Here is a 22,794-nt window from a genome sequence, read left to right on the forward strand (position 1 = left end):
TGTTGTCGCAATTCCGGACGGAAGACGCTTCCTGCCCCTGGAATTGCCTCGGGACCACTCCGGCGCGGCCCTCAGGCTGCCGGCTGTTTCGACAGGCCGACCTTGAGGTCGGTGGCGGAGTATATGGGTTCGCCGTCCGCCTTGAGCCAGCCGTCGGCGATGCCGAGAACGAGGCGGCCGCGCATCACGCGCTTGAAGTCGATGCCGTATTCCACCAGCTTGACCGACGGCGTCACCATGCCCTTGAACTTCACCTCGCCGGTCGAAAGGGCCATGCCCTTGCCGGGTTCGCCCAGCCAGCCGAGGAAGAAGCCGGTCAACTGCCACATGGCGTCGAGGCCGAGGCAGCCCGGCATGATCGGGTTGTCGATGAAATGGCAGGGGAAGAACCATTTGTCGCGGGTGATGGCGAAGTCGGCGCGGATGAAACCCTTGTCGAAGGCGCCGCCGGTCTCGCTGATCTCGGTGATGCGGTCGAACATCAGCATCGGCGGGTAGGGCAGTTGCGCATTGCCGGGACCGAACAGTTCTCCCTTGGCGCACGCCAGCAGATCCTCGTAACTGTAGCTGGACTTCGAACCCGCCATCAAAACCGCCTTCCCGTTGCATCCGGCGCAAAGCGCCCTTTTCGTTGCGTAGCTAACACAGCCATACACAGGCGGAAAGCGAAGTCAGCGATTATCGTGGCCTCTCGCCGGGGTCAATCCGCGCCGCATAAGGGTCCGCGCCCCGCTATTGATCGGATTTGCCCGACGGAATATATCTCAATGTCATGGATTTGTCGGAATGGCGGCTGCGAAACGGCCGCCATTCCGGTAATGATGCCCTGGGGCTGGTTGGATCACGGTGGAATGGATCAGAAGGTCCGCAAAGATACGCTGGCGATAGACAAGCGCGTTCGCGACGCCGGCCTGAGGCCGACGCGGCAACGCGTCGCGCTTGCGCATCTCTTGTTCGCCAAGGGCGACCGGCATCTTTCCGCCGAGGAACTGCACGAGGAGGCGCTGGCCGTCGGCGTGCCGGTGTCGCTGGCGACCGTCTACAACGCGCTGCACCAGTTCACCGATGCCGGGCTGCTGCGCATCCTCGCGGTGGAAGGCGCCAAGACCTATTTCGACACCAACACGTCCGACCACCACCACTTCTTCATCGAGGGCGAGAACAAGGTGTTCGACATCGCCCCCGGGCCGGTGCGCGTGGTCAACCTGCCGGAGCCGCCCGACGGCATGGAAATCGCCAATGTCGACATCGTGGTGAGGCTGCGGCCGAAACGCGGCGCCTGATCCCGCAGGATCCGGACGTGGGCGTGAACTCCCGGACTGTGGATTTTCTGCTGCGGCTCGAATGGGCCGCCGTGCTGGCGGCCGCCATAGCCGGCTACCTCTTCCTCGACGGCTCCTGGCAGCTTTTCGTCCTGCTGATTCTCGCGCCGGATCTTGCGATGCTGGGTTATCTCGCCGGCCCGGCGGCGGGCGCGATCGTCTACAACGCCTTCCATATCCTCGTCTGGCCGGCGATCCTGTTTCTTGCCGGCCTTTATACGGAAAGTGCCTTCGCCATGCAGGTCGCGGCGATCTGGACCGCCCATATCGCCATGGACCGGGCGCTCGGCTACGGCCTCAAGCTGTCGACCGGCTTCACCGACACCCATCTCGGCAGGATCGGCCGGGGCCGGTAGTAATCCGGCTGGAGTACCCCCGGGCGGGCCTGCGACGCCGACCTGGATCAGTCCTTGACCAGCTCGCCCGGATAGGCGCCCCACACCAGGGACTGGCTGATCCAGCCGGTATAGCTGCCGAAGGTCATCTGGCACCATTCGCCGTTGCAGCTGCGGATGGAGCCGATGGCGCCGGGCTCGATGACGGCCAGCGTCCGCGCCTTGGAGTTGGGGTCGGAGCGCAGGTCCAGGCGAGCTTCCTTCCCCTTCTGCCAGGGCGCGGCGATAGCGGTGCGCCGTCCGGAAAGCAGCGACTGGTTGACCCAGCCTTCCGCGCCGTCGGGGTCGCGCACGCGCCGCCAGTTGTCGTATTCCTGGATGATCTCCATCGGCAGGCCGGATTTCAGGTAGAGCCAGTCCACCGCGTAGTTGACGCCGGGACCGATGCGCGAATTGACGCGGCCGGACTTGAGGCTGACGAAGCGCGGCAGCGGCAGGCCGCTCGGGCCAATGCGTGTGCCCTCGGCGCTCTGCTCGGCGGGAGCGGCCGATGCGTCGAATGCGGGGAAAGTCAGGGAGAGAAGCGCAAGACCGGCCAACACGGCGCCCACGGCCGGGCGAAGAGACGAAAACCGAAACACCTTCGTTCCTTTGCAGTTAGGCGCCCCGCGGAGGCACCGTGCGGGACGCCCTTTTTCTTTGTCATCGGTGGCGGCGCTTGTTACACAGGCAGCCGTGCCGGGGCCTGTTTCCAGTTTCGCCTGTCTTGGTTAAAGAGGTCTGAAGCGGGAGCGGATCAGGGGCCCCGAAACTGAGGGAAGAATGGCCGGCAAGAAGAAGCCTCTCGTCGTCATCACGCGCAAGCTTCCGGACCCCGTCGAGACGCGCATGCGCGAACTTTTCGACGCGCGCCTGAACATCGACGACAAGCCGATGAGCCGGGACGAGCTCAAGGCGGCGATGCAGGAGGCCGACGTGCTGGTTCCGACCATCACCGACAGGATCGATGACAAGCTGATCGCCGCCGCCGGCGAGAACCTCAAGCTGATCGCCAATTTCGGCAACGGCGTCGACCACATCGACATCGCCGCAGCCGGCAAGAAGGGCATCGCCGTCACCAACACGCCCAACGTGCTGACCGAAGACACGGCCGACATGACGATGGGCCTGATTCTCACCGTGCCGCGCCGGCTGATCGAGGGCGCCAGCCTGCTGGTCGACAACGGTAAGTGGGCCGGCTGGTCGCCGACCTGGATGCTCGGCCGCCGCATCTGGGGCAAACGGCTCGGCATCGTCGGCATGGGCCGCATCGGCACGGCCGTGGCGCGCCGCGCCAAGGCCTTCGGCCTGTCGATCCATTATCACAACCGCAAGCGCGTGCTGCCGACCGTCGAGGACGAGCTGGAGGCGACCTACTGGGAGAGCCTCGACCAGATGCTCGCCCGCATGGACATCATCTCGGTCAACTGCCCGTCGACGCCGGCGACCTTCCACCTGCTGTCGGGACGCCGGCTCGCGCTGATGCAGCCGACCGCCTACATCGTCAACACGGCGCGCGGCGACATCATCGACGAGGACGGGCTGATCAAGCTCATCCAGGACGGCAAGATCGCTGGCGCCGGGCTCGACGTCTTCGAGCACGAGCCGGCGATCAACCCGAAGCTCCTGAAGCTCGCCGCCAGGGGCAAGGTGGTGCTGCTGCCGCATATGGGCTCGGCCACCATCGAGGGCCGCATCGACATGGGCGAGAAGGTGATCATCAACATCCGCGCTCACCAGGACGGCCACCGCCCGCCGGACCGCGTTCTGCCCAACAGGAATTAGGGCCGATACGAACCTGTCGCCTGCGGAAGCCATCCTCGTAGATCGAGGTGAATTCTCCGTCCAGTTCAAGCTTTCCGGCTTCCACGAGATGGAGGAGACGCGAGAAGATCACCACGTCGCCCGGTGGGTTCAGTGGGTCTGCGTGCCCCATCGTATACCCGACGATCATGACGACCCTCTGCCACTCGAAGGAGCAATATCCGATAATCGTGTCGTCGTAGAACGTCAGGTCGTGATAGGTCAGCGTACCATCCTCGTTTGCTCTCCTTAGCATGTGCGGATCGGCCGCCATTGCCTCGAACTCGGCATTGTATCTGCCCGTCGTTTCGGCATCGATTTCCTCTGCCTGGGGCAGGAACGAGATCAGCTTGTCGCCGGGCAGCGCTCCGACGGAGCAGAAATAATCTCCTGTTTCGACTTGAACGCGCCAAAGCGGTCTGTCGAACATGTGGAGAAAGTGTGCCGCCATTCGCAGAAAGACGGAGTCGGCGGCACTTCTGGATGTCCAGACGACGATCCGAGCCGGGACCATCTCCGCAACCGCCCGTTTGACCGCATCCCACTCGATAAAGGCGTCGGCAGGGAGGCGATCCTCGCCCATCTCTTCAACTGACGACCCGACGGACGCGTAGAGCTCTCGAAAGAAGGTTCCACGCCGCCGCCCATCATCCAACGGGCCGAGGTCCGGTGAATAGTCGGCGCGTACGACGTTTCGTTTTTGCCGCAAGGCAGCCCGCAAACTGCCTTGCGCACTCCACGACCACAACAGATGCAGATCGGTCATGGCGTGTTCGCCTCGTGATTTCAGTGTTGCCGTATGCCTAGACATACAGCGTTTCGCATCATTCCGGAAATCGGCCCGCACGACGACCAGGCGTTCTGCCGCATCGACATGGGCGAGAAGGTGATCATCAACATCCGGACGGCCACCGCCCGGGGACCGTGTGCTGCCCAACAGGGCCTGACATCGGCTTGCAATAGGCGCAGGATATAGGCACTTTCAGTTGGCTTTCCGCACGAGGCGCTGGCGAAGCCCTGATGCCGCAGGAAGGAAGCTGATGAAACCGCTGATTGGCCGCCTCGTCGCCCTGACCTGTCTTTCGATTGCATCTTCCGCGCAGGCTGGTCCCGGCTTCGACGTGGTCGCGCTCGGCGCGCGCGGCGGCATCGAGGACGGCAATCTCAGCGCCTTCATGATCTCGCCGGCCGGCGACGGACGCGCAGTGACCTGCGACGCCGGCTCGCTGGTCAACGGCCTGCGTGTCGCCGACGGCAAGGGCGTCTTCGACGCGGTCGAGGTGCCCCAGGATTCGCCCTATACGCGGGTCGGCTACATGCTCACCGAGCGTATCAAGGGCTATCTGGTCACCCATGCTCATATGGACCACATCGCCGGGCTGGTGATCGCCTCGCCGGACGATGCGAAAAAACCGATCTACGGCCTCGCCTCGGTCATGGAAACGGTTCAGGGTACCTATTTCAACTGGGACGCCTGGCCGAATTTCGGCACTGGCGGCAAGGAGCCGCAGTTGAAGAAATACGAGCTGACCTCGCTCGTATCAGGTGAGCGCCGTGATCTCGAGGGAACCGCGATGCAGGTGACGGCCTATCCGCTGTCCCATGGCGGCGTGGAATCGACCGCTTTCCTGATCGAGAGCGGCGACGACGCGCTGCTCTGTTTCGGCGACACCGGACCGGACGAGGTGGAGAAGTCGACCGCCATCGCCGATGTCTGGACGGCGGTCGTCGGTCTGGTGAAGGAGAAGCGGCTGAAAGCCGTCATTATCGAGGTGTCCTACGACAATACGCAGCCCGACAAGCAGCTCTTCGGCCATCTGACGCCGGCCTGGCTGCAGAAGTCGTTGGCCGGCCTCGAAACGGCTGCCGGCGCGGGCTCGCTCAAGGACCTCCCGGTGGTGATCAGCCACATCAAATATTCGCTGAAGAAGGGCGAGCCGCCGCAGGAGCGCATCCTGGCGGAGCTGGAATCCGGAAACACGCTCGGCGTGCGCTACATCATCCCGGAACAGGGAGAGGCCTGGCGCTTTTGACGGTCAGACAGCGCTGATCTCAAGCAGGCCTTCAGTCGAAACAGAAACGTCTTTGCCGGCGAAGCTTTGAAAGCCGTTTCGATCCAGCCGCACCGCGACCGGCGTCCTCCAGCCCATCTCCCTGGCGACGATCAGGCCAAGCAGCAGGATGGCATCCGGTTCGTGGAGAACGAGCGCGGCCGGCGCATGGCCGTTATGGACGAGTTCCAGCAGCACGGCAGAGGCCGACGACGAGCCGATCGTGCCCGGCAGGAACAGCACACTCCCCGCGACCGAGCGGCCGTGTTCTGGATGGCGCACATCGGCGATGGTTCCGCTCTTTGGATCGACGCCGCCCCAAAAACTGATCGGCGCTGAGAGCACCAGCGCCGGACCGGAGCCGGGTTCGCCGGCGACAAGGATCTCGCCTTGCGCGGTATCGGCAACCTTGCTCATGCCAGATCCGTGAACACCGGTCTGCCGCTCGCCGCGCTTTCCACGCAGTCGCGAAGCGAGCCGTAAAGCACGGCATAGCCGGTATTGCCCGGTGCGTAATGCGCGAACTTGCCGGAATTGGTCATCAGCACGGCACCCAGCCGTTCGGGCAGGATCGGCGTGACCACGACGCAGGTGTCGGCGACGATGGTGATGCCCGACGTCTCCAGCGCCCTGCGCCGCCCCGCGCGGTCCAGTTCCGCCAGCGCATGGCGGCCGGTGCAGGCATAGATCGGCACCGCGAGCCTGCGTCCGGCAACCAGCCGCTCCAGCGCGTCGAATTCGGCGAGCGACAGATGCGGGCTGCCGATGGCGACGGCGTCGAGCCGGTCGGATGCGGCAGCCGTCGAAAGCGACGCCCGGGCTTTCGCCGCCATCTCCTTGGTGACCCGGATGACTGCCTCCGGCTCCCGTCCGCCGAGTGCTGCGGCCAGCGTCGTCGCCTCGGGCGTCACGCCGGCGATATGGAACAGGCCGACCGCGCCTGAGGAGGCCGCAGCCGCGCCGAACGCCTTCAGCGCATCCTCGCCAGGATGGGTGTCTACGCCGACGACCACACCGACCGCATTGCCGACCTCGCGGCCATAGAGGCTGCCCAGTACCGGCCAGGCGATCTCGGAAGCGAGGAAAGTGGTGGGCAGGGCGGAAACGTCGAAGACGAGCGTCGCGCGCCGGTTCTCTGGCCTGTGCAGTCCGTAGTCCGGTGCGCGGCCGGTGATCGCGGACGCGATATCCAGAAAATCGCCGTAGCGATTCGTCCGCGCCCCGAGCACTGAATTGCAGAAGACCACTGCGTTGGACTCGCCCCAGGCGACATCAGTGCCGAAATCCGGCCGGTGCCCAGCCTGGTAGGGCGCGCAGGTCCAGCTCTGCTCGCAGCCGAGCCTGCGATACGCTTCCGTCATGCGCCGGGCCATGCCCCGCGCCGGCTCCTCCAGCCTGACGCGCGAGCAGCCCATGAGGTCGAGCGCCCCGACATTGAGCGTCGAGCGGACGGCGACGCGCGCGCCACCCTCGACGAGTTTTTCCGCAAAGAGCGTGCCGGAATCCCCGTGATAGAGCGCGCCGTCTATATGCGCCGAGGCGATCGGGATGAGCCGCGGCGCGCCGAGCAGTCTCGCGCTTTCGGCGACGATGCGCATCGCCATCGCCGCCCCCGCGCCGAACATACCGTCCGCGACGGCGCGCTCCTCGGCGGTCAGCGTCAGTCCCACGCGAGTCACTTCCGGAAGGCCGCCGTCATCCGCGCGCCTTGTAGCGGATCGTGTCGAAGCGGGCGGCGAGCGCGTCGTAGAGCAGCAGCCGGCCGACCAGCGGCTCGCCGATGTCGGTGATGAGCTTGATCGCTTCCAGCGCCTGCATTGTCCCGACAACGCCGGTCAACGCGCCCAGTATGCCGGCTTCCGAGCAGGAGGGGACGAGGCCCGCCGGCGGAGGCTCCGGGTAAAGGTCGCGGTAGGATGGATTGGGCCTGCCGTCGGCTCCGGTCTCATACGGTTTCAGCACGGTAATCTGGCCGTCGAAGCGGCCGACCGTGGCATGCACAAGCGGGCGACTTTCCGCTGCGCAGGCGTCCGCGATGGCATAGCGGGTCTCGAAATTGTCCGAGCCGTCGGCGACGAGGTCATATTGCGCGACGAGCGCGGCGGCGTTGCCGTTGTCGATATGCATAGCGTGCAGTTCGACGCCCACATTCGGATTGATGCGTTCGATGGCGGCCCTGGCGCTGTCGAGCTTCGGTTTGCCGACCGAGGTCGTGTCGTGGATCACCTGCCGCTGCAGGTTGGAAAGGGACACGGTGTCGTCGTCCACGATGCCGAGCGTACCGACGCCGGCCGCTGCGAGATATTGCAGCATCGGCGCCCCGAGGCCGCCCGCGCCGATCACCAGCACGCGGGCGCGTTTCAGCCTCTGCTGGCCGGCGCCGCCGATCTCGGGCAGCACGATGTGGCGCGCATAGCGCTCGAGTTCTTCCGGTGAAAGTGGGGCGGCGGCATCCATGGCCGGACCATACCGCTGCCGCGAAGGCTTGTCAGTGCCCCTCGGTCGCGCGCACGCTGCCGTGGTCGACGGTGAGGAACTGCGCCCGGCCGACGATGCTGGAGAAGAGCGTCGCCTCCGTGCCGGTCATGAAGGTCTGGCAGCCGAGTTCTTCGAGGATCGAGAACAGCGCCGCCCGCCGGCCGGCGTCGAGATGCGCGGCGATCTCGTCGAGCAGCAGGATCGGCACGCCGCCCGACATCTCACCCGAGAGCCGCGCATGCGACAGCACGATGCCGACAAGCAGCGCCTTCTGCTCGCCGGTGGAGCAGAGTTCGGCCGGCATGGATTTCGGGCGGTGGCGGACGATGAGGTCGGAGCGGTGCGGCCCGTCGAGCGTACGCCCCGCCGCGCGGTCGCGCTCGCGGCCGGAAGCCAGCGTCCGGCGGAAGCTCTCCTCGATCTCCACCGCTGGCGCGTGGCCGACCATGGCTTCGAGCGAGCCGGACACGGCAAGGTCGGCCTGCGGGAACGGCCCTTGCGGCAGCCGGTCGATCATCGCCGCAAGCAGCCGCACCATCTCGGCGCGCGCGGCCGCGATGGCGGTGCCGGCTTCCACCATCTGCATCTCGATCGCGTCGAAATAGGCCCAGTCGCGCGAACCCTCCGACAGCAGCCGATTGCGGCCGCGCATCGCCTTCTCGTAATCCTGAGCGCGGCGGCCATGGCCCGGGTCGATCGCCAGCACCAGCCGGTCGAGGAAGCGGCGTCGGTCGCCGGCAGGTCCGGTGAAGAGCGCGTCCATCGCCGGCGTCAGCCACAGCACCCGCAGCCATTCCAGGAGGTCGTCGGCCGCCGCCTGCGCCGAATTGATGCGCACGCGCCGGCCGCCTTCGCCGCCCGGCTCCAGCCCGGCCGTCCCGGTGCCGATCTCGAACGGACCTTGCGGGCCGTCGAGGCTGGCATGCACGGCAAAACCGGCAGCGCCACCCTCGCGCGTGACCTCTGCATAGGGTGCGCGGCGCAGCCCGCGTCCCGGCGAAAGCAGCGAGATCGCTTCGAGCAGGTTGGTCTTGCCGGCGCCGTTCTCTCCCGAGAACACGACCATGCCCGGCCCGAGGTCGAGCGAAAGCGAGGCGTAGTTGCGGAAATCCGTAAGCGTCAGCCTGCGGATGAACACCGAACCGGCGCCGGTCTTTTCTGGCGTCGGCGTCATGTCACAGGGTCAACTTCGTTCGTGGCGGCCTACACCCGCATCGGCATCAGCACGTAGAGCGCGTTTTCGTCCGCCGTGTCCTGGATCAGCGTCGGCGAGCCGGCGTCGGCCAGCATGAAGCGCGCGTCGCCGCCGGAAAGCTGCGCCGCGACGTCGAGCAGGTAGCGCGCGTTGAAGCCGATCTCGATCGGGTCGGAGGAATAGTCGGCCGCGAGTTCTTCGGTCGCGCTGCCGGAATCGGGATTGTTGACTGCAAGCGTCACCTGGCCGTCGGAGATCGACAGCTTCACCGCGCGGCCGCGCTCCGACGAGATGGTCGATACGCGGTCGACCGCGGCGGCGAATGTCTGGCGGTCGATGACGAGCGCCTTGTCGTTGCCGGTCGGGATGACGCGCTGGTAGTCGGGGAAGGTGCCGTCGATCAGCTTCGAGGTCAGCACCACGCTGCCGATCGTGAAGCGGATCTTGGTGTCGGAAAGCTCGGTGGCGACCGCGACGTCGGGCACATCGACGAGCTTCTGCAGTTCGCTCACCGTCTTGCGCGGGATGATGATGCCCGGCATGCCTTCTGAGCCCGCTGGCGCCTCCATTTCGGCCCGCGCGAGGCGGTGGCCGTCGGTTGCGACCGAGCGCAGCTTCAGCTTGCCGCCCGTCTCGATGGCGTGGAAGTAGATGCCGTTGAGGTAGTAGCGCGTCTCCTCAGTCGAGATCGCGAACTGCGTCTTGTCGATCAGCGCCTTCAGCGCCGCCGAATCGATGCGGAAGATGTGCGAGAAGGAGCCTGCCGAGAGTTCGGGGAAGTCGGACTGGGGCAGGCACTGCAGGCGGAAGCTCGAGCGGCCCGAGATCACCGACATGGCGTTGCCGTCCTCGTCGGTCCTCAGCATCACCTCGGCGCCCTCGGGCAGCTTGCGCACGATGTCGTAGAGGAGATGCGCGGGCACGGTCGTCGCGCCGGCGCGCTCGACATTGGCCGGGGTCGCCTCGGTGACCTCGAGGTCGAGGTCTGTCGCCTTCATCTCGAGGATCGCGCCGGATGCGTTGAGCAGCACGTTGGAGAGGATCGGGATCGTGTTGCGGCGCTCGACCACGCGGTGGACGTGGTTCAGCGACTTGAGGAGGTTCGACCGTTCGAGGATGACACGCATGACCAAACGAGCTCGCTTGTAAGTAAGAGCCGGAGTTCCGGGTCCGGAATTCCGCTACAGGCCTGAAAACAGCTTCGGAATCGCCGCAAAATGACAGGAAAAGAGGCCGGAGCGCAAGCCCGCCGGGCCATGCCGGGCGGCTTCCCGAGGCTTTCCGGGGGATAAACGGTAAAGCTCCCGGCCGGACGACGAGAACCGGCCGGGAGCTGGCGCTCCGGTCGCCCGGAGCGTGATCTTCTTCCGCGGGAGCCCGGCAGGGCTCCGGAAGCGCCTCAGGCCTGGTCGTTGATCAGGCGGCGCAGCAATTCCAGCTCCTGCGCCAGCGTGTTGTCGTTGCCCGACAGGTCCTCGATCTTGCGCACGGCGTGGAGGACCGTGGTGTGGTCCCTTCCGCCGAAGCGGCGCCCGATCTCCGGCAGCGAGCGCGGCGTCATCACCTTGGCGAGATACATGGCGATCTGCCTGGGCTTGACGATGGTGCGCGTGCGCCGGTTGGACAGCAGCTCGGTCTTGGACACGTTGTAGTGGCGGGCCACGATGCGCTGGATGTCCTCGATGCGCACGCGCTTCGGCTCGCCGGAGCGGTAGATATGGCCGAGGATTTCGTCGATGCGCTCGAGCGTCAACTGCGGCTCGAAGCTCTGGCGGAACAGGAGCTGGTTGAACGCGCCTTCCAGCTCGCGGCCGCTGCCCGTGACGGTGCGCGCGATGTGGGCGAGGATTTCCTCCGAGATGTCGATCGACGCATCTTCGGTCTTGGCCACCGTATGGCGCATCTTCAGCATGCCGAGGCGCATCGTGTAGTCCGGCGCCGACATCTCCAGCGCCACGCCGCCGTTGAGGCGCGAGCGCACGCGCGGCTCGAGCGATTCGAGCTCCGCTGGCGGCCGGTCGGCCGCCACCACGACCTGCTTGGCGCTGTCGAGCAGCATGTTGATCAGGTGGCAGAACTCGTGCTGGATCGACTTGCCCTGCAGGAACTGCATGTCGTCGATGATCAGGAGATCGATGTCGCGCAGTTGCTCCTTGAGCGTCAGCGCATTGTTGTCGCGGATGGCGGTGGCGAAGCGCCACATGAAATATTCGGCCGTCAGGTAGACGACGCGCGACTTCGGGTTCTGCCGGAGCGACTCGGCGGCGATCGCCTGGAGCAGATGCGTCTTGCCGAGCCCGACCGTCGCATGAAGGAAGAGCGGGTTGAAGCGTGACGCGGATTCGGCGACGGCGCGCGCCGCCGCCAGCGCCACGCGGTTCGACGGACCCTCGACGAAGGACTGGAAGGTGTAGCGCTGGTCGAGCGGCGACCCGAGCACGCCCTGGCGGAACTCGGTCGCCGGAGCGGCGCCGGTGCGGGGCGAGGGCTGCGGCTCGGCCTTGCCGATCGTGCCCGAGCCGAGCGCGGTCTGCGCCGGGCGAACCGGCTTGCGGGCCGGCTCCGGCTCGCTCTCGATCGCCGGGCGGACCTGTCGCGTGGCGCTGCGCACGACGATCTCGACGCGCAGCAGGTCGGGCTGTTCCTCCCGCCAGAGACCGGCGATGAGATCGAGATAGTGGCCGTTGATCCAGGATTTCAGGAAGGCCGTCGGGACCGACAGCCGCACGACGCCCTTGGAGGCCTCGGCGAGCTTCATGCGCCCGAACCAGCTCGAGTAGACTTCGCTGCCCAACCGAGCCTTCAACTGCGTCCGCGTGCGTTCGAAAATCTTCTCCGCCTCGTTCGCAGCCGCCATGTCGTTGCCCCCGGTCAAGTTTACAGGAAAGAGAAGTCCGCCGTGGGCTTCTCTTTCTATGCCGCTTTGCATCTTAATCCCCGCTTCCTCGTATCCGCCGTCGCTGCCCGCCTGACAGCGACTGCCTCAGTTTCGTGCGACTAGCACCCACGATGCCGCTAGTGCGCCATCGCTGGACAAAAGGGTGCTCGGTCCGGCAAACGGCCAGAGCCGAATTTCCCCGCGCTGTTGCTAACCCCACTCGCTTTCGAATGGACAAAACCTTCCCCCACCGCGGAATCATCCGTGGTCGCAAACTTCGCCGGATTTGGCTGGTTTGTCGGGTTTGGGGCCCGTCCTTTTCGATGGTCGGACTTTACAAAAAGCGGCGCGGATTGGGCAAGTGCGAGACTAACCAAATTTTAATGAATCGGGCGGTGCGCAGGGTCGATTCAGGCGGCTTTCCGGAGGCCGAAAACACCAAAGCCTTTGTGATTCAAAACCTTTTCCGACGGACAGAAAAATCCCGGCTCCCGTAGGAAATTTTTTTAAATTATTCGCTTGACACCGACTTGTCCCCCAAGCGGTGGGCGGCCTTTGTGGAACCTGTGGATAACCCTTTGCAAACATCTGAAAACAAAGGGAAATTTTTGTGCGGGTTTACCCCCTGAAAAAGCGGCGGCAGGCCCTGCGCAGTTAAGAAACAGCGCATATGCCGGCAAAGCAACAGGGTGGTTGGAAAGACAGCGGAAAACGTCCCGGAAGGCTCTTCGCAAGCCATTGTCCGGCAAACAAAAACCCGGCGCGTGGCGCCGGGTTCGATAGAGCTGCAGAACTGCAGAAAGGGGTCAGGCGGAGAGCGACTTCACCCGCTGGGCGAGACGCGAAACCTTCCGCGAAGCCGTGTTGGAATGCAGCACGCCCTTGCTCGCGGCGCGCATCAGTTCCGGCTGCGCTGCCTTGAAGGCGGCTTCGGCTGCAGCCTTGTCGCCGGCGACCAGGGCCTCTTCGACCTTGCGCACATAGGTGCGAACGCGCGAACGGCGGTTCTTGTTGATGGCAGCCTTGCGCTCCATCTTGCGCGCCGCCTTTTTGGCCGAGGATGTATTGGCCATGATGCCTCTCTTCGTGTTTATCGGTGAGCGCCATGCGATAGACGGCAGCGCGCAAAAACAAAGGGGCAGCCGCAAGGCCGCCTCGATTGGGCGGGCTTATAGTTCAGCTTTTCCGGCGCGTCAACGAGAGTTTCCGGGATTCGCGTTCAACGGTTCCTGAATGCGGGCGGACGTTTCTCGACAAACGCCGCCATGCCCTCCTTCTGGTCTTCCAGCGCGAACATCGAATGGAAGAGGCGCCGCTCGAAGCGGAGCCCCTCGGCGAGCGTCGTCTCATAGGACCGGTTGACCGCCTCCTTGGCCATCATCACGGATGGCAGCGAGAAGCCGGCGATCTTGTCCGCGGCCTTCAGCGCCTCCGCGATCAGTTCGGCGGCCGGCACGACGCGCGAGACGAGCCCGCAGCGCTCGGCCTCGGCCGCATCCATCATGCGCCCCGTCAGCACCATGTCCATCGCCTTCGACTTGCCGACGAAGCGGGTCAGCCGCTGCGAGCCGCCCATGCCGGGCATGACGCCCAGCGTTATCTCCGGCTGGCCGAACTTCGCGGTATCGGCAGCGATGATGAAGTCGCACATCATGGCGAGTTCGCAGCCGCCGCCCAGCGCATAACCGGCGACTGCGGCGATCACCGGCTTGCGGGTGAGGGCGAAGTCCTCCCAGCCGGAAAACGTATCGGCGACATAGGCGTCGACATAGTTCATCGACGCCATCTCCTTGATGTCGGCGCCGGCCGCGAAGGCCTTTTCCGAACCGGTGATGACGCAGGCCGCGATGCCGGGATCGGCATCGAACGCCTTTAGCACGGCGAGCAGGTCCGCCAGCACTTGGGCGTTCAGCGCGTTGAGCGCCTTGGGACGGTTCAGCGTGACAAGCCCGACCTTGCCCCGCGTCTCCACCAGGATCGTTTCGTAGTTCATGGTCTTCGCTCCTCTTGGCCCATGCCGCATCAGCGCTGGCAGACCGGGCAATAGAATGTCGAACGGCCGCTCTGGACGATGCGCGCGATCGTGCCGGTGCAGCCGGACTTGCGGCAGGGCTCGCCCTCGCGGTCGTATACCGAGAAGGAATGCTGGAAATAGCCGAGCGAGCCGTCGGCGTGCACATAGTCGCGCAGCGACGAGCCGCCCGCCTCGATGGCGTCGGCAATGACCGAGCGGATGGCGTAGGCTAGCTTCTCGGCTCGTTCGCTGGTCCTGCCGTTGGCCGGCACGATCGTGCCGGCGCCGCGGCGCGGCGACAGTCCGGCGCGCCACAGCGCTTCCGATACATAGATATTGCCGAGGCCGGCGATCAGCGTCTGGTCGAGGAGGGCCGCCTTGAGCGGAGCTTTCCGGCCGCGCAGCAGGTCGGAAAGCAGCCTGCCGTCGAGCGCGTTGCCGGTCGGCTCGACGCCGAGATCGGCGAGCATCGGATGCTCGTTCCTCTCGTCGGCGAACAGCATGAAGCCGAAGCGGCGCGGATCGTTGAAGACGACCTTCGATTTTCTGCCGCGCGTCGAGGCGAGGTGGAAGACGACATGGTCATGCGCGGCCGCCTTGGAGCGCTCGTAATGAAATTCGCCGGGCGTCGAGGCGCCGCTTTCTTCCTCGATGCGGAAGGATCCCGACATGCCGAGATGGCAGATCAGCATCGGCCCGCTCTCGATCTCGGCGGTCAGGTATTTTGCGCGCCTGCCGAGCGAGACGATCTTCTTTCCGGAAAGGCGTTCTGCGAAATTGGGCGGGAAAGGGAAGCGCAGGTCCGGCCGCCGCGTCTCGACCGAGACGATGTGCGCGCCTTCCATGACCGGCTGCAGGCCGCGCCGGACGGTCTCGACTTCGGGAAGCTCAGGCATATCAGGAAATGACCTTGAGGAATGACGCACCGTGACGGCCAGGCGGCAGGCCGAGATGCTCGGCGACCGTCTCGCCGATATCGGCATAGGTTGTGCGCAGCCCGGCGTCGCCGCCGGCAAGGCCGGGCGCGACGCCGAAGACCGGTACGCGCTCGCGCGTGTGGTCGGTGCCGCTCCAGGTCGGGTCGCAGCCGTGGTCGGCTGTGAGCAGAAGCAGGTCACCGGGCCGTAGCTGCGCCAGCGCCTCCGGCAGGCGCCGGTCGAAGGCTTCGAGCGCTGCGGCATAGCCGGCGGCGTCGCGGCGGTGGCCGTACAGCGTGTCGAAGTCGACGAAATTGGCGAAGACGAGATCGCCATCCTGCGCGTCGGCCATCGCTTCGAGCGCCACGTCGAACATCGCCATATTGCCGACGCCCTTGCGCACCTCGGAGACGCCGCGGTGAGCGAAGATATCGCCGATCTTGCCGACGCCGACGACCTGCGAGCCGCGCGCGACCAGCCGGTCGAGCAGGGTCGGCTCCGGCGGCGGGACAGCATAGTCGCGGCGATTGGCGGTGCGCTCGAAAGTGGCCGCGGTTTCGCCGACGAAGGGCCGCGCGATGACGCGGCCGATGTTCAGCGGATCGGCAAGCCTGCGGACGAGTCCGCAGAGTTCGTAGAGCCGTTCCAGCCCGAAATGCTCCTCGTGCGCGGCGATCTGGATGACGGAGTCGGCGGAAGTATAGAAGATCGGCTTGCCGGTCCGGATATGCTCTTCGCCGAACCTTTCGATGATCTCGGTACCGGACGCATGGCAATCGCCGAGTATGCCCGGCAGCCCTCCCTCGCGGATGATCGCTTCGGTGAGTTCGGCCGGGAAGGTCGGAACGGTCTTCGAGAAATAGCCCCATTCGAACGGCACCGGCAGGCCGGCGATCTCCCAGTGGCCGGACGGTGTGTCCTTGCCCGACGAGACTTCCTGCGCGGCGCCGTGGAAGGCGGAAGGGCGCAGCGCGTCCCCGGCCTTCGGATAGCCCGAGGCCGTTCCGGCGGCGCGCCCGAGGCCGAGCGACATCATGTTGGGAAGGTCGAGCGGGCCGTGCCGCAATCCTTCCCGGTCGGCCTTGCCGGCGGCGCATGCATCCGCGATGTGACCGAACGTGTCCGAGCCCGTGTCGCCGAAACGCGCGGCGTCATCGGCACCGCCGATGCCGAAGGAATCGAGGACGAACAGGAACGCACGCGACATTGGATAAGTGTTGGCTCCTGTTGCCGGAGGAGGATAGGCCAGACATAGGTTTTGCCACGGACATTGGCAATTCGGAAAGAGAGGCGGCAGCCCATTGCTGACACCAGCGAAACTGATGGGCGCGGCATTCTGCGCCATGGCCGCGTGCCTGGCGGCCCCGGCCTCGGCCGACTGGCGTGAGGAGATCGGCACCTTCAGGGTAGGCGTCGTCGGCGAGCCCGGCGCCGGCGACACGATCGCCGGGCTTGCCGAGCTCAACGACGCCTTCACCAAGGCTCTCGGGCTGAAGGTCGAGTTCTTCGTCGCGCGCAGCTATGCGGCGCTGATCGACGCGCAGGCCTCTTCGCGCATCGAATACGCCATCTACAGCGCCTCGGCCTACGCCTCTGCTTACCGGCGCTGCGAATGCGTGGAGCCTCTGGTGGCGCCGACGGGCGTGGACGGGTCGATCGGCATCCGCTCGGTGCTGATCGCTAAGGACGGCCGCCTGTCCTCGCCGGAAAATCTCGCCGGACGCCGCATCGCGCTACTGCCAGCCGACAGCGTCGCTGGCCACCTTCTGCCGTTGGCGGCGTTCCGTCCCGATGGCAGGCCGCTCAGCGGCAATGAGGACTTTTTCGTGCAGGCGGATTCCGCCGAGACGGCCGAGGCGATGCTTGTCCGTGGCGACGTCGACGCGATCTTCGGCTGGGTGCCGGCGGTGCCTGCCGGGGCGCCGGAGATCGAAGGCGGTACGCTGTCACGATTGGAAGCGGCGGGCGCCGATCGGGCCACGCTCGCCGTCGTCTGGCGCTCGGATGTGCTGCGCTACGGGCCCCATGCCGTGTCGAGCGATCTCGATCCCGAGCCCAAGCGGCGGCTGACGGCTTTCCTGACCGGGCTGAAGGAAGCCGACCCGGACATGTACGAGCGGCTGGAGCTGCACTATCTGGGCGGCTTCACCGCCGCTTCGCGAACGGACTACGGACCCGCTCTCGACATGATGCGGATGCTGGCGGAGCGGCCGCCACGGACCGAATGAAGCCCATCCGTCAGTAACAGTCGGAGCAGGGGATCTTCATGCTCATGCGCGGCCTGAGATAATAGAGCTCTCCCATCGCGATGCCGTCGAAGGCCGATGCCAGCCCGAGCGTGGTCTTGGAGGACGCCGCCCAGGTGATGACCGGCGCGTAGGCCAGCGAGCTTTCCGCGCGGATCAGGAAGCTGCCCTTGATGCGCAGCGCCGGCGGGATGGTGACTACGGTGTCCTTCGCCTCCCCCACGCTGAAAGTCCCGTCGACCAGCTTGCGCGACCAGACAACCTTGGTCTGCGGCGTGGCCTCGTCGGTGACTTCGATCGCCGTGATGGTGATGCTCGCCCGGCTGCGGTTGTAGGGCTGCAGGGTCGACTCGCCGATGCGCATGATGCCTTCGAGTTCGGATTTGCTGACTTCCTGCAACTGGGCGACGAGGTCGCCCGACATCGAGGCGATGCGGCCGACCTTCTTGTTGGTCTCTATCGCCTGGGCGACCTCCATCGTCACGAAATAGAGACAGAGCAGCAGCGGCACGATGAGCGCGAATTCGAGCGCCGCCACGCCGCTTCGGTCGCGAAACAATCGCCTCGCCCACTCCAGAAACTGTGCCCCCGCACGTTTAGACATTCCCTGTCCCTTTCAGGCTTCGCCCCACCGAAGCGTATCTCAGTCGTCGAACGGCTCGTTCTTCCAGGTGACGGTCGCGAAATGCAGCGTCTTTCCGTCCTTCAGGTTCGAGATCAGCTTGGACATGAAGTCGGTGATGACCGGCCATCTGTAGAAGACGCGCAGCATGTTTATCGACATCGATTTTCCGGGAGTCGGCGGATAGAAATTCGTCGTGTCTATGTCCCCGTCGACGAGCTTGATGCGGACTGTCGCGGCGGCCGCGAAGGTCGGGAACTCGCGCAGGTCGACCTCCAGTCCCGGGCAGCCTTCGGCGACGATGATGTCCAGCCTGTCGCAGATTTTCTGCTTCAGGGCGGCCTCGGTGAGTTGCGGACCGGGCTTGAGCTGTCCGGTGCGAATCTCTCGGGCGATATCGTCGGTGATGTTCGCCATGACCTGCTGGCTGGCGAAAGAGATGCAGGTTTCGAGTATGGCGAAGACCAGCATCGCGAAGGGGATCGAAAGCAGCGTGAATTCGATCGCCGTGCTGCCGCTGCGATTGCGCAGGAATAGCGCAAGCAAGCCCCGCCGGCGCCCTTTCTTCCTGGATTCGGATTGCATGCTCATCTCGGGCCCCTGCCGATCCTGATGCGTCATCGGCGGGACTCTAGCGCGTGCCGGTTGAGGTCGCGTTTTGTTAATAGCCGCAATTGTCTCGACGGTTTTTACTCGGCGTTAACGGTTGCGGGAGGCGTCCTCGCCGGCGCGGGACTACTCGCCGCTCATGTCCTGTTCGGACTGGCGCTCGGCGTCTGTCTTGTAGGAGCTTTCGCAATAGGGCGTGCAGGATAGCGTCTGCACTGACGCGCGCCTGTATATGCGCAGCGTTGCGGCCGTCGAGCGGCTCACCGTCACCTGCTCGTCGATGATCGGCGCCCCGGTCTCGTCGAGGATGACGAGGTTGGTCACCCCGAAACCCCTGCCTGTCAGCACCACGGTCGAGGCGTCCTGGACCGAGGCGTCGGCGATCTCCGGATTACCGATGACTATGGTGTCCGCCGGACGCGACAGCTTGACGATCTTAGCCTGGTTCATCGTCACGGCGATGCCTTCCGCCAGGGCGGGCATTGCCGCCGCGGCGACCAGGAATGCGAGTCCAAGGGACAGACCGTGCTTCGCCATGCGGCTCTCTCCGGGAGTCAGTAGGTTCAACGGAAGATGAACGATATTGGTGAACCAACGGTTAAGTGGGCCAGGTGTGACCGCCGGCGTCGGGCTCCAGCCTCCCGTCGACATCCTGTTATGCCTGCCGAAAACCGTGCGGCTTGTGCCCTTGCACAGGGCTTCTCCGCGCCGGATGACCGTTGATCTGCCGTTAACCACCCGAAGCGCTATCGGCCGAAAGGATTTGGTAATGCTGTTCTTTAAGCCGTTTGAAAGAGCTTCCTCCTACAGTGCGGTCATCCGATCAACCGGTCACAGAAGTTGACGGAAGTGCTGTAACACGGAGTAGGAGCTCTAGCATGTCCAACATCTTTGCACGTTTCGTGAAGGACGAATCGGGCGCGACCGCCATCGAATACGGTCTGATCGCTGCCCTCATCGCTCTGGCCATCATGGTCGGCGCCGGCGCCGTCGGCAACGCGATCGGCACCAAGTTCAACAACATCGCCACCGCGCTGAAGTAATATCGGCCGATCCATCGGTTGATCTGGAAAGGCCGTCCCAACGGGGCGGCCTTTTCGTATGCGACGTCCGCTTCTTCCCGGAGAATCCGCAGCACTCTTTTCACCCGCGGTTAAGGGCGCATGTCGTATGGAGTGCGGAGATGCATCCTGGCGGAACCCGGTCATGCTTGAAGCGCTGATCTTTGTCGTTTTCCCGTTCTGCATGGTTTTCGCGGCCGTGTCCGACACGGTTTCGATGACGATCGCGAACCGGGTGCCGTTGCTCCTCCTTGTGGTCTTCATGGTCGTCGCGCCGCTGACCGGCATGGGCTGGGCAGCCTATGGCTGGCATCTGGCCGCCGGCGGCCTGGTGCTGGCGGTGACCTTCAGCCTGTTCGCGCTCGGCGGCATGGGCGGCGGCGACGCCAAGCTCCTGGCGGCTACGGCGGTGTGGATGGGCTTCAGCCTGCAGCTTGTCGAATATCTGGTCGCCTCGGCTTTCCTCGGCGGCATGCTCACTTTGGCGATCCTTGCTTATCGCGGCTCCGCGCTCGCCGTGTACACGGGCCACAACATGTTCCTGAGGAACTTCGCCGATCCCAAGGGCGGCATTCCTTATGGCATCGCGCTCGGCATCGGAGGGCTCGTCACCTATCCCGGCTCGCCCCTGGTGGTGTGGGCGCTGGAGAGCTTGGGCACCCGGTGAAGCGTCGGGACCGTACAGCCAGCGCATCGATCGCGACCATTCGCGTAAACTTTTAATTAAGCACGATCGTAAGCAATGCATTAACCTTAATTTGACGATTGGGACTGCATTATCCGCCTCGGCTTGAGGGTTTTGCCCAGTACGAGGGTTTGGACAATGGCGGCATCCCGACTGATCATTTTGGGTGTAGCAGTCGCTGCGGCGGGCGGTGCCGGTTACGTCGCGAAGAACATGATGGCCGCGCCGCCTCCGGAGGTCATCGTGGAGCAGGCGGCTCCGGCGATCGATCTGACCGAGGTGCTGGTGCTCGAAGGCGACGTGCCCATGGGCGGCGCGGTCGGTGAGCAGCTCGGCTGGCAGTCCTGGCCGTCTGACGGCGTCAACGAGAACTTCATCACCCGCGACAGTGATCCCGAGGCGCTCGAGAAGTACAGCGGCTCGATCGCCCGCGTGGCCATGTATTCCGGCGAGCCGCTGCGCAAGTCGAAGCTCATCGGCGAGGGCCAGAGCTTCATGTCCTCCATCCTGCCGACCGGCTACAGGGCGGTGGCGACCCAGATCGCGGCCGACACATCGGCCGGCGGCTTCATCCTTCCCAACGACTACGTCGACGTGATCATGACGCGGCGTTCCGACACGGCCGGCACGACCGGCGGCTTCGTCACCGAGACCATCCTCAAGAACATCCGCGTGCTGGCGATCGACCAGGCGATCCAGGAGGACGAGGAAGGCCGTCGCGTCAAGGTCGGCGAGACGGCGACGCTCGAGCTGACGCCGCAGCAGGCGGAGATCATCACCGTCGCCCAGCAGATGGCCGACCGGCTGACGCTGTCGCTGCGTTCGCTCGTCGACACGCGCGAGCAAGTGACCGGCGAGGCGGACTATCTCGTCTCGGGCAACGGCAAGAAGGGCACGATCCGGCTGATCAAATCCGGCGAAGTTTCCGAAGTGGGGGCAAGGAAATGACTTCAAGGGTAGCTTTGCCCGTGTCGGGAGGCGGACGTGCCGCCGCGGCAGTTGCCGTGCTCGGCCTGCTGCTGGCCGGGGCCGGCCTGCTGCCGGCCGCTCATGCCGGCGGTCAGCTCAATTCCGGAGCGATCGACGGCGGTTTCGTGCAGGCGGGAGTCAGCGCAACGACGGCCGTCCAGAAGGTCAAGCTCGGGCTGAACAAGTCCGTCGTCGTCGACCTGCCGGCCGACGCCTACGACATACTCGTCGCCAACCCGGCTGTCGCCGACGCGGTGACGCGCACGGCGCGCCGCATCTATCTGTTCGGCAAGTCGGTCGGCGAGACCAACATCTTCGTCTTCGGTCCCGGCGGCGAGCAGATCGTCAGCCTCGACTTGGCTGTGGAGCGCGACACGACCGGCGTCGAGGAATACATCAAGCGCTTCATCCCGACCTCCGACGTGAAGGTCGAGCTGATCAATGACAACGTGGTGCTGACCGGTACGGTCGAGACGCCGCTCGACGCCTCCCGCGCCGCGCAGATCGCCAACATGCTGGTGCGCGGCGGTGAAGCGACCACCGGTCAGTATTCGCAGACGGCGGCGGCGAGCAGCGACGGCGGCGGCGTCGACATCAACAACCCGGATTCCTCGCGCCAGATCAGCGGCATCGTCAACCTGATCCAGATCATCGGCGAAGACCAGGTGATGCTGAAGGTCACGGTCGCCGAGATCAGCCGCAACGTGATGAAGGCTCTCAATGTCGGCCTGATGGCGGAGGGATCTTCCGACGGGATAAGCTGGGGTGCGATCAGCGAGAACGCGCTCGGATTGGGCAGTGTCGTTCCCAACAAAGCGTCGATAGGCGCCGCGGTCGGCAACACGCTGATCGATGCCTATATGCAGGCGATGGAGCAGGCCGGCGTCATGAAGACGCTGGCGGAGCCGACCTTGACCGCGGTGTCGGGCGAGCAGGCGACGTTCCGGGTCGGCGGTGAATTCAACGTTCTCAACAGCGTCAGCAGCGCGCGCAGCGACGACAACCGGGATGGCGACGTCCAGCTCTCATACGAGAAGATCGAATATGGCATCGGCCTCGAGTTCAGGCCTGTGGTCCTCTCGCCGGGACGCATCAGCCTGAAGGTCCGCACGGCCGTCTCGGAGCCGACCAACGAGTCTCCCGGCTTTGCCAGCGGCGGCAGGGGCGTGACGGTGAACATGCTGTCGATCCGCAGGCGCCTCGCCGACACCACGGTGGAACTTCCCTCCGGCGGCTCGATGATGATCGCCGGCCTGGTGCGCGACGATGTCAGGCAGGCCGTGAACGGGTTGCCCGGCCTGTCGAAGCTGCCGGTGCTCGGCACGCTCTTCCGCAGCCGCGACTTCGTGCGCAACGAAACCGAGCTGGTCATCATCGTGACGCCCTACATCGCCCGGCCGACGGCGCGTAACCAGCTCGCCAAGCCGGACGACAATTTTAATGCCGCAAGCGACGGCGCCGCCATGTTCCTCGGCCGCGTCAACCGCGTCTACGGCACGATGCAGACCGATCTGCCCAACGGCCGCTATCACGGCGTCGTCGGCTTTATCTACAAATGAGCGGGGTCCAG

Annotated in this window: 25 protein-coding genes; 9 read left to right on the top strand and 16 right to left on the bottom strand. The window is 65.1% G+C overall.

Going from position 1 to position 22,794, the window contains the following annotated elements; translation table 11 throughout:
• Positions 1–71: 71 nt before the first annotated feature.
• Entirely contained in the window at positions 72–587 is a 516-nt protein-coding gene (fabA, locus tag D8676_RS01910) for a 3-hydroxyacyl-[acyl-carrier-protein] dehydratase FabA (RefSeq protein ID WP_121579131.1), read from the bottom strand.
• Positions 588–851: 264 nt separating this feature from the next.
• On the opposite strand from fabA, the gene irrA reads away from it, so the two are divergent.
• Entirely contained in the window at positions 852–1,283 is a 432-nt protein-coding gene (gene irrA, locus D8676_RS01915; protein WP_183096930.1) for an iron response transcriptional regulator IrrA, read from the top strand.
• Positions 1,284–1,306: 23 nt separating this feature from the next.
• Entirely contained in the window at positions 1,307–1,678 is a 372-nt protein-coding gene (locus D8676_RS01920; RefSeq protein WP_121579714.1) for a DUF4260 domain-containing protein, read from the top strand.
• A 47-nt stretch (positions 1,679–1,725) separates the two neighbouring features.
• Here D8676_RS01920 and D8676_RS01925 read toward each other — a convergent pair whose 3' ends face one another.
• Positions 1,726–2,298, bottom strand: coding sequence for an SH3 domain-containing protein (locus tag D8676_RS01925; protein WP_121579132.1), 573 nt, complete (start codon positions 2,296–2,298; stop codon positions 1,726–1,728).
• Positions 2,299–2,479: 181 nt separating this feature from the next.
• On the opposite strand from D8676_RS01925, the gene D8676_RS01930 reads away from it, so the two are divergent.
• Entirely contained in the window at positions 2,480–3,481 is a 1,002-nt protein-coding gene (locus D8676_RS01930) for a D-glycerate dehydrogenase (protein WP_121579133.1), read from the top strand.
• Here the strand turns inward: D8676_RS01930 and D8676_RS01935 are convergent.
• Positions 3,417–4,265 carry a DUF3658 domain-containing protein gene (locus D8676_RS01935; protein ID WP_183096931.1) on the bottom strand — a complete coding sequence of 283 codons (849 nt, stop codon included), beginning with the start codon at positions 4,263–4,265 and terminating at the stop codon, positions 3,417–3,419. The two genes, D8676_RS01930 and D8676_RS01935, sit on opposite strands and share 65 nt — an antisense overlap.
• A gap of 274 nt (positions 4,266–4,539) precedes the next feature.
• Between D8676_RS01935 and D8676_RS01940 the strand changes: the two genes are divergently transcribed.
• Complete coding sequence (locus D8676_RS01940) at positions 4,540–5,532, top strand: 3',5'-cyclic-nucleotide phosphodiesterase (RefSeq protein WP_121579135.1); 993 nt, start codon at positions 4,540–4,542, stop codon at positions 5,530–5,532.
• 3 nt (positions 5,533–5,535) lie between these two features.
• Here D8676_RS01940 and D8676_RS01945 read toward each other — a convergent pair whose 3' ends face one another.
• The 10 genes from D8676_RS01945 to D8676_RS01990 form a co-directional block, all read right to left on the bottom strand.
• A complete protein-coding gene (locus tag D8676_RS01945; protein WP_121579136.1) occupies positions 5,536–5,967 on the bottom strand; it encodes a DUF126 domain-containing protein in 432 nt (143 codons plus the stop codon).
• Positions 5,964–7,220 carry an aconitase X catalytic domain-containing protein gene (locus tag D8676_RS01950; RefSeq protein WP_121579137.1) on the bottom strand — a complete coding sequence of 419 codons (1,257 nt, stop codon included), beginning with the start codon at positions 7,218–7,220 and terminating at the stop codon, positions 5,964–5,966. Before D8676_RS01950 ends, D8676_RS01945 begins: the two co-directional genes overlap by 4 nt.
• Before the next feature lie 25 nt (positions 7,221–7,245).
• Positions 7,246–8,007 (bottom strand): molybdopterin-synthase adenylyltransferase MoeB, encoded by a 762-nt coding sequence (locus D8676_RS01955; protein WP_121579138.1) that lies wholly within the window; start codon positions 8,005–8,007, stop codon positions 7,246–7,248.
• Between the two features lie 31 nt (positions 8,008–8,038).
• Positions 8,039–9,202: a DNA replication/repair protein RecF gene (gene recF / locus D8676_RS01960; RefSeq protein WP_121579139.1), complete on the bottom strand. Its 1,164-nt coding sequence runs from the start codon at positions 9,200–9,202 to the stop codon at positions 8,039–8,041.
• Between the two features lie 29 nt (positions 9,203–9,231).
• Positions 9,232–10,350 (bottom strand): DNA polymerase III subunit beta, encoded by a 1,119-nt coding sequence (gene dnaN, locus D8676_RS01965; RefSeq protein WP_121579140.1) that lies wholly within the window; start codon positions 10,348–10,350, stop codon positions 9,232–9,234.
• 272 nt (positions 10,351–10,622) lie between these two features.
• Entirely contained in the window at positions 10,623–12,152 is a 1,530-nt protein-coding gene (dnaA, locus tag D8676_RS01970) for a chromosomal replication initiator protein DnaA (RefSeq protein WP_121579141.1), read from the bottom strand.
• Between the two features lie 755 nt (positions 12,153–12,907).
• On the bottom strand, positions 12,908–13,174 hold the full coding sequence (gene rpsT / locus D8676_RS01975) for a 30S ribosomal protein S20 (RefSeq protein ID WP_121579142.1): 267 nt from the start codon (positions 13,172–13,174) through the stop codon (positions 12,908–12,910).
• Positions 13,175–13,320: 146 nt separating this feature from the next.
• Positions 13,321–14,094 (bottom strand): enoyl-CoA hydratase, encoded by a 774-nt coding sequence (locus D8676_RS01980; protein ID WP_121579143.1) that lies wholly within the window; start codon positions 14,092–14,094, stop codon positions 13,321–13,323.
• 29 nt (positions 14,095–14,123) lie between these two features.
• Positions 14,124–15,011, bottom strand: coding sequence for a bifunctional DNA-formamidopyrimidine glycosylase/DNA-(apurinic or apyrimidinic site) lyase (gene mutM / locus D8676_RS01985; protein ID WP_121579144.1), 888 nt, complete (start codon positions 15,009–15,011; stop codon positions 14,124–14,126).
• Between the two features lies 1 nt (position 15,012).
• A complete protein-coding gene (locus D8676_RS01990) occupies positions 15,013–16,239 on the bottom strand; it encodes a phosphopentomutase (RefSeq protein WP_121579145.1) in 1,227 nt (408 codons plus the stop codon).
• A gap of 94 nt (positions 16,240–16,333) precedes the next feature.
• Here D8676_RS01990 and D8676_RS01995 point away from each other — a divergent pair, with 94 nt between their 5' ends.
• The gene (locus tag D8676_RS01995; protein WP_245426522.1) at positions 16,334–17,260 is read left to right on the top strand and encodes a PhnD/SsuA/transferrin family substrate-binding protein; all 927 of its coding nucleotides are present in this window, start codon (positions 16,334–16,336) and stop codon (positions 17,258–17,260) included.
• 10 nt (positions 17,261–17,270) lie between these two features.
• On the opposite strand, the gene D8676_RS02000 is transcribed toward D8676_RS01995, so the two are convergent.
• The 3 genes from D8676_RS02000 to D8676_RS02010 form a co-directional block, all read right to left on the bottom strand.
• Positions 17,271–17,837 (bottom strand): TadE/TadG family type IV pilus assembly protein, encoded by a 567-nt coding sequence (locus D8676_RS02000; RefSeq protein WP_348628992.1) that lies wholly within the window; start codon positions 17,835–17,837, stop codon positions 17,271–17,273.
• Positions 17,838–17,921: 84 nt separating this feature from the next.
• Positions 17,922–18,491: a TadE/TadG family type IV pilus assembly protein gene (locus tag D8676_RS02005; protein WP_121579148.1), complete on the bottom strand. Its 570-nt coding sequence runs from the start codon at positions 18,489–18,491 to the stop codon at positions 17,922–17,924.
• Between the two features lie 144 nt (positions 18,492–18,635).
• On the bottom strand, positions 18,636–19,046 hold the full coding sequence (locus D8676_RS02010) for a pilus assembly protein N-terminal domain-containing protein (protein WP_121579149.1): 411 nt from the start codon (positions 19,044–19,046) through the stop codon (positions 18,636–18,638).
• Between the two features lie 341 nt (positions 19,047–19,387).
• Here D8676_RS02010 and D8676_RS02015 point away from each other — a divergent pair, with 341 nt between their 5' ends.
• The 4 genes from D8676_RS02015 (at position 19,388) to D8676_RS02030 (ending at position 22,783) form a co-directional block, all read left to right on the top strand.
• A complete protein-coding gene (locus D8676_RS02015; protein WP_121579150.1) occupies positions 19,388–19,552 on the top strand; it encodes a Flp family type IVb pilin in 165 nt (54 codons plus the stop codon).
• A 163-nt stretch (positions 19,553–19,715) separates the two neighbouring features.
• On the top strand, positions 19,716–20,237 hold the full coding sequence (locus D8676_RS02020) for a prepilin peptidase (RefSeq protein ID WP_121579151.1): 522 nt from the start codon (positions 19,716–19,718) through the stop codon (positions 20,235–20,237).
• 156 nt (positions 20,238–20,393) lie between these two features.
• Entirely contained in the window at positions 20,394–21,203 is an 810-nt protein-coding gene (gene cpaB, locus D8676_RS02025) for a Flp pilus assembly protein CpaB (protein ID WP_121579152.1), read from the top strand.
• A complete protein-coding gene (locus tag D8676_RS02030) occupies positions 21,200–22,783 on the top strand; it encodes a type II and III secretion system protein family protein (protein WP_121579153.1) in 1,584 nt (527 codons plus the stop codon). The genes cpaB and D8676_RS02030 overlap by 4 nt, the downstream gene beginning before the upstream one ends.
• Positions 22,784–22,794 lie beyond the last annotated feature (11 nt).

It is taken from the genome of Mesorhizobium sp. YM1C-6-2 (assembly GCF_003666685.1).
Taxonomy (GTDB): domain Bacteria; phylum Pseudomonadota; class Alphaproteobacteria; order Rhizobiales; family Rhizobiaceae; genus Mesorhizobium_K.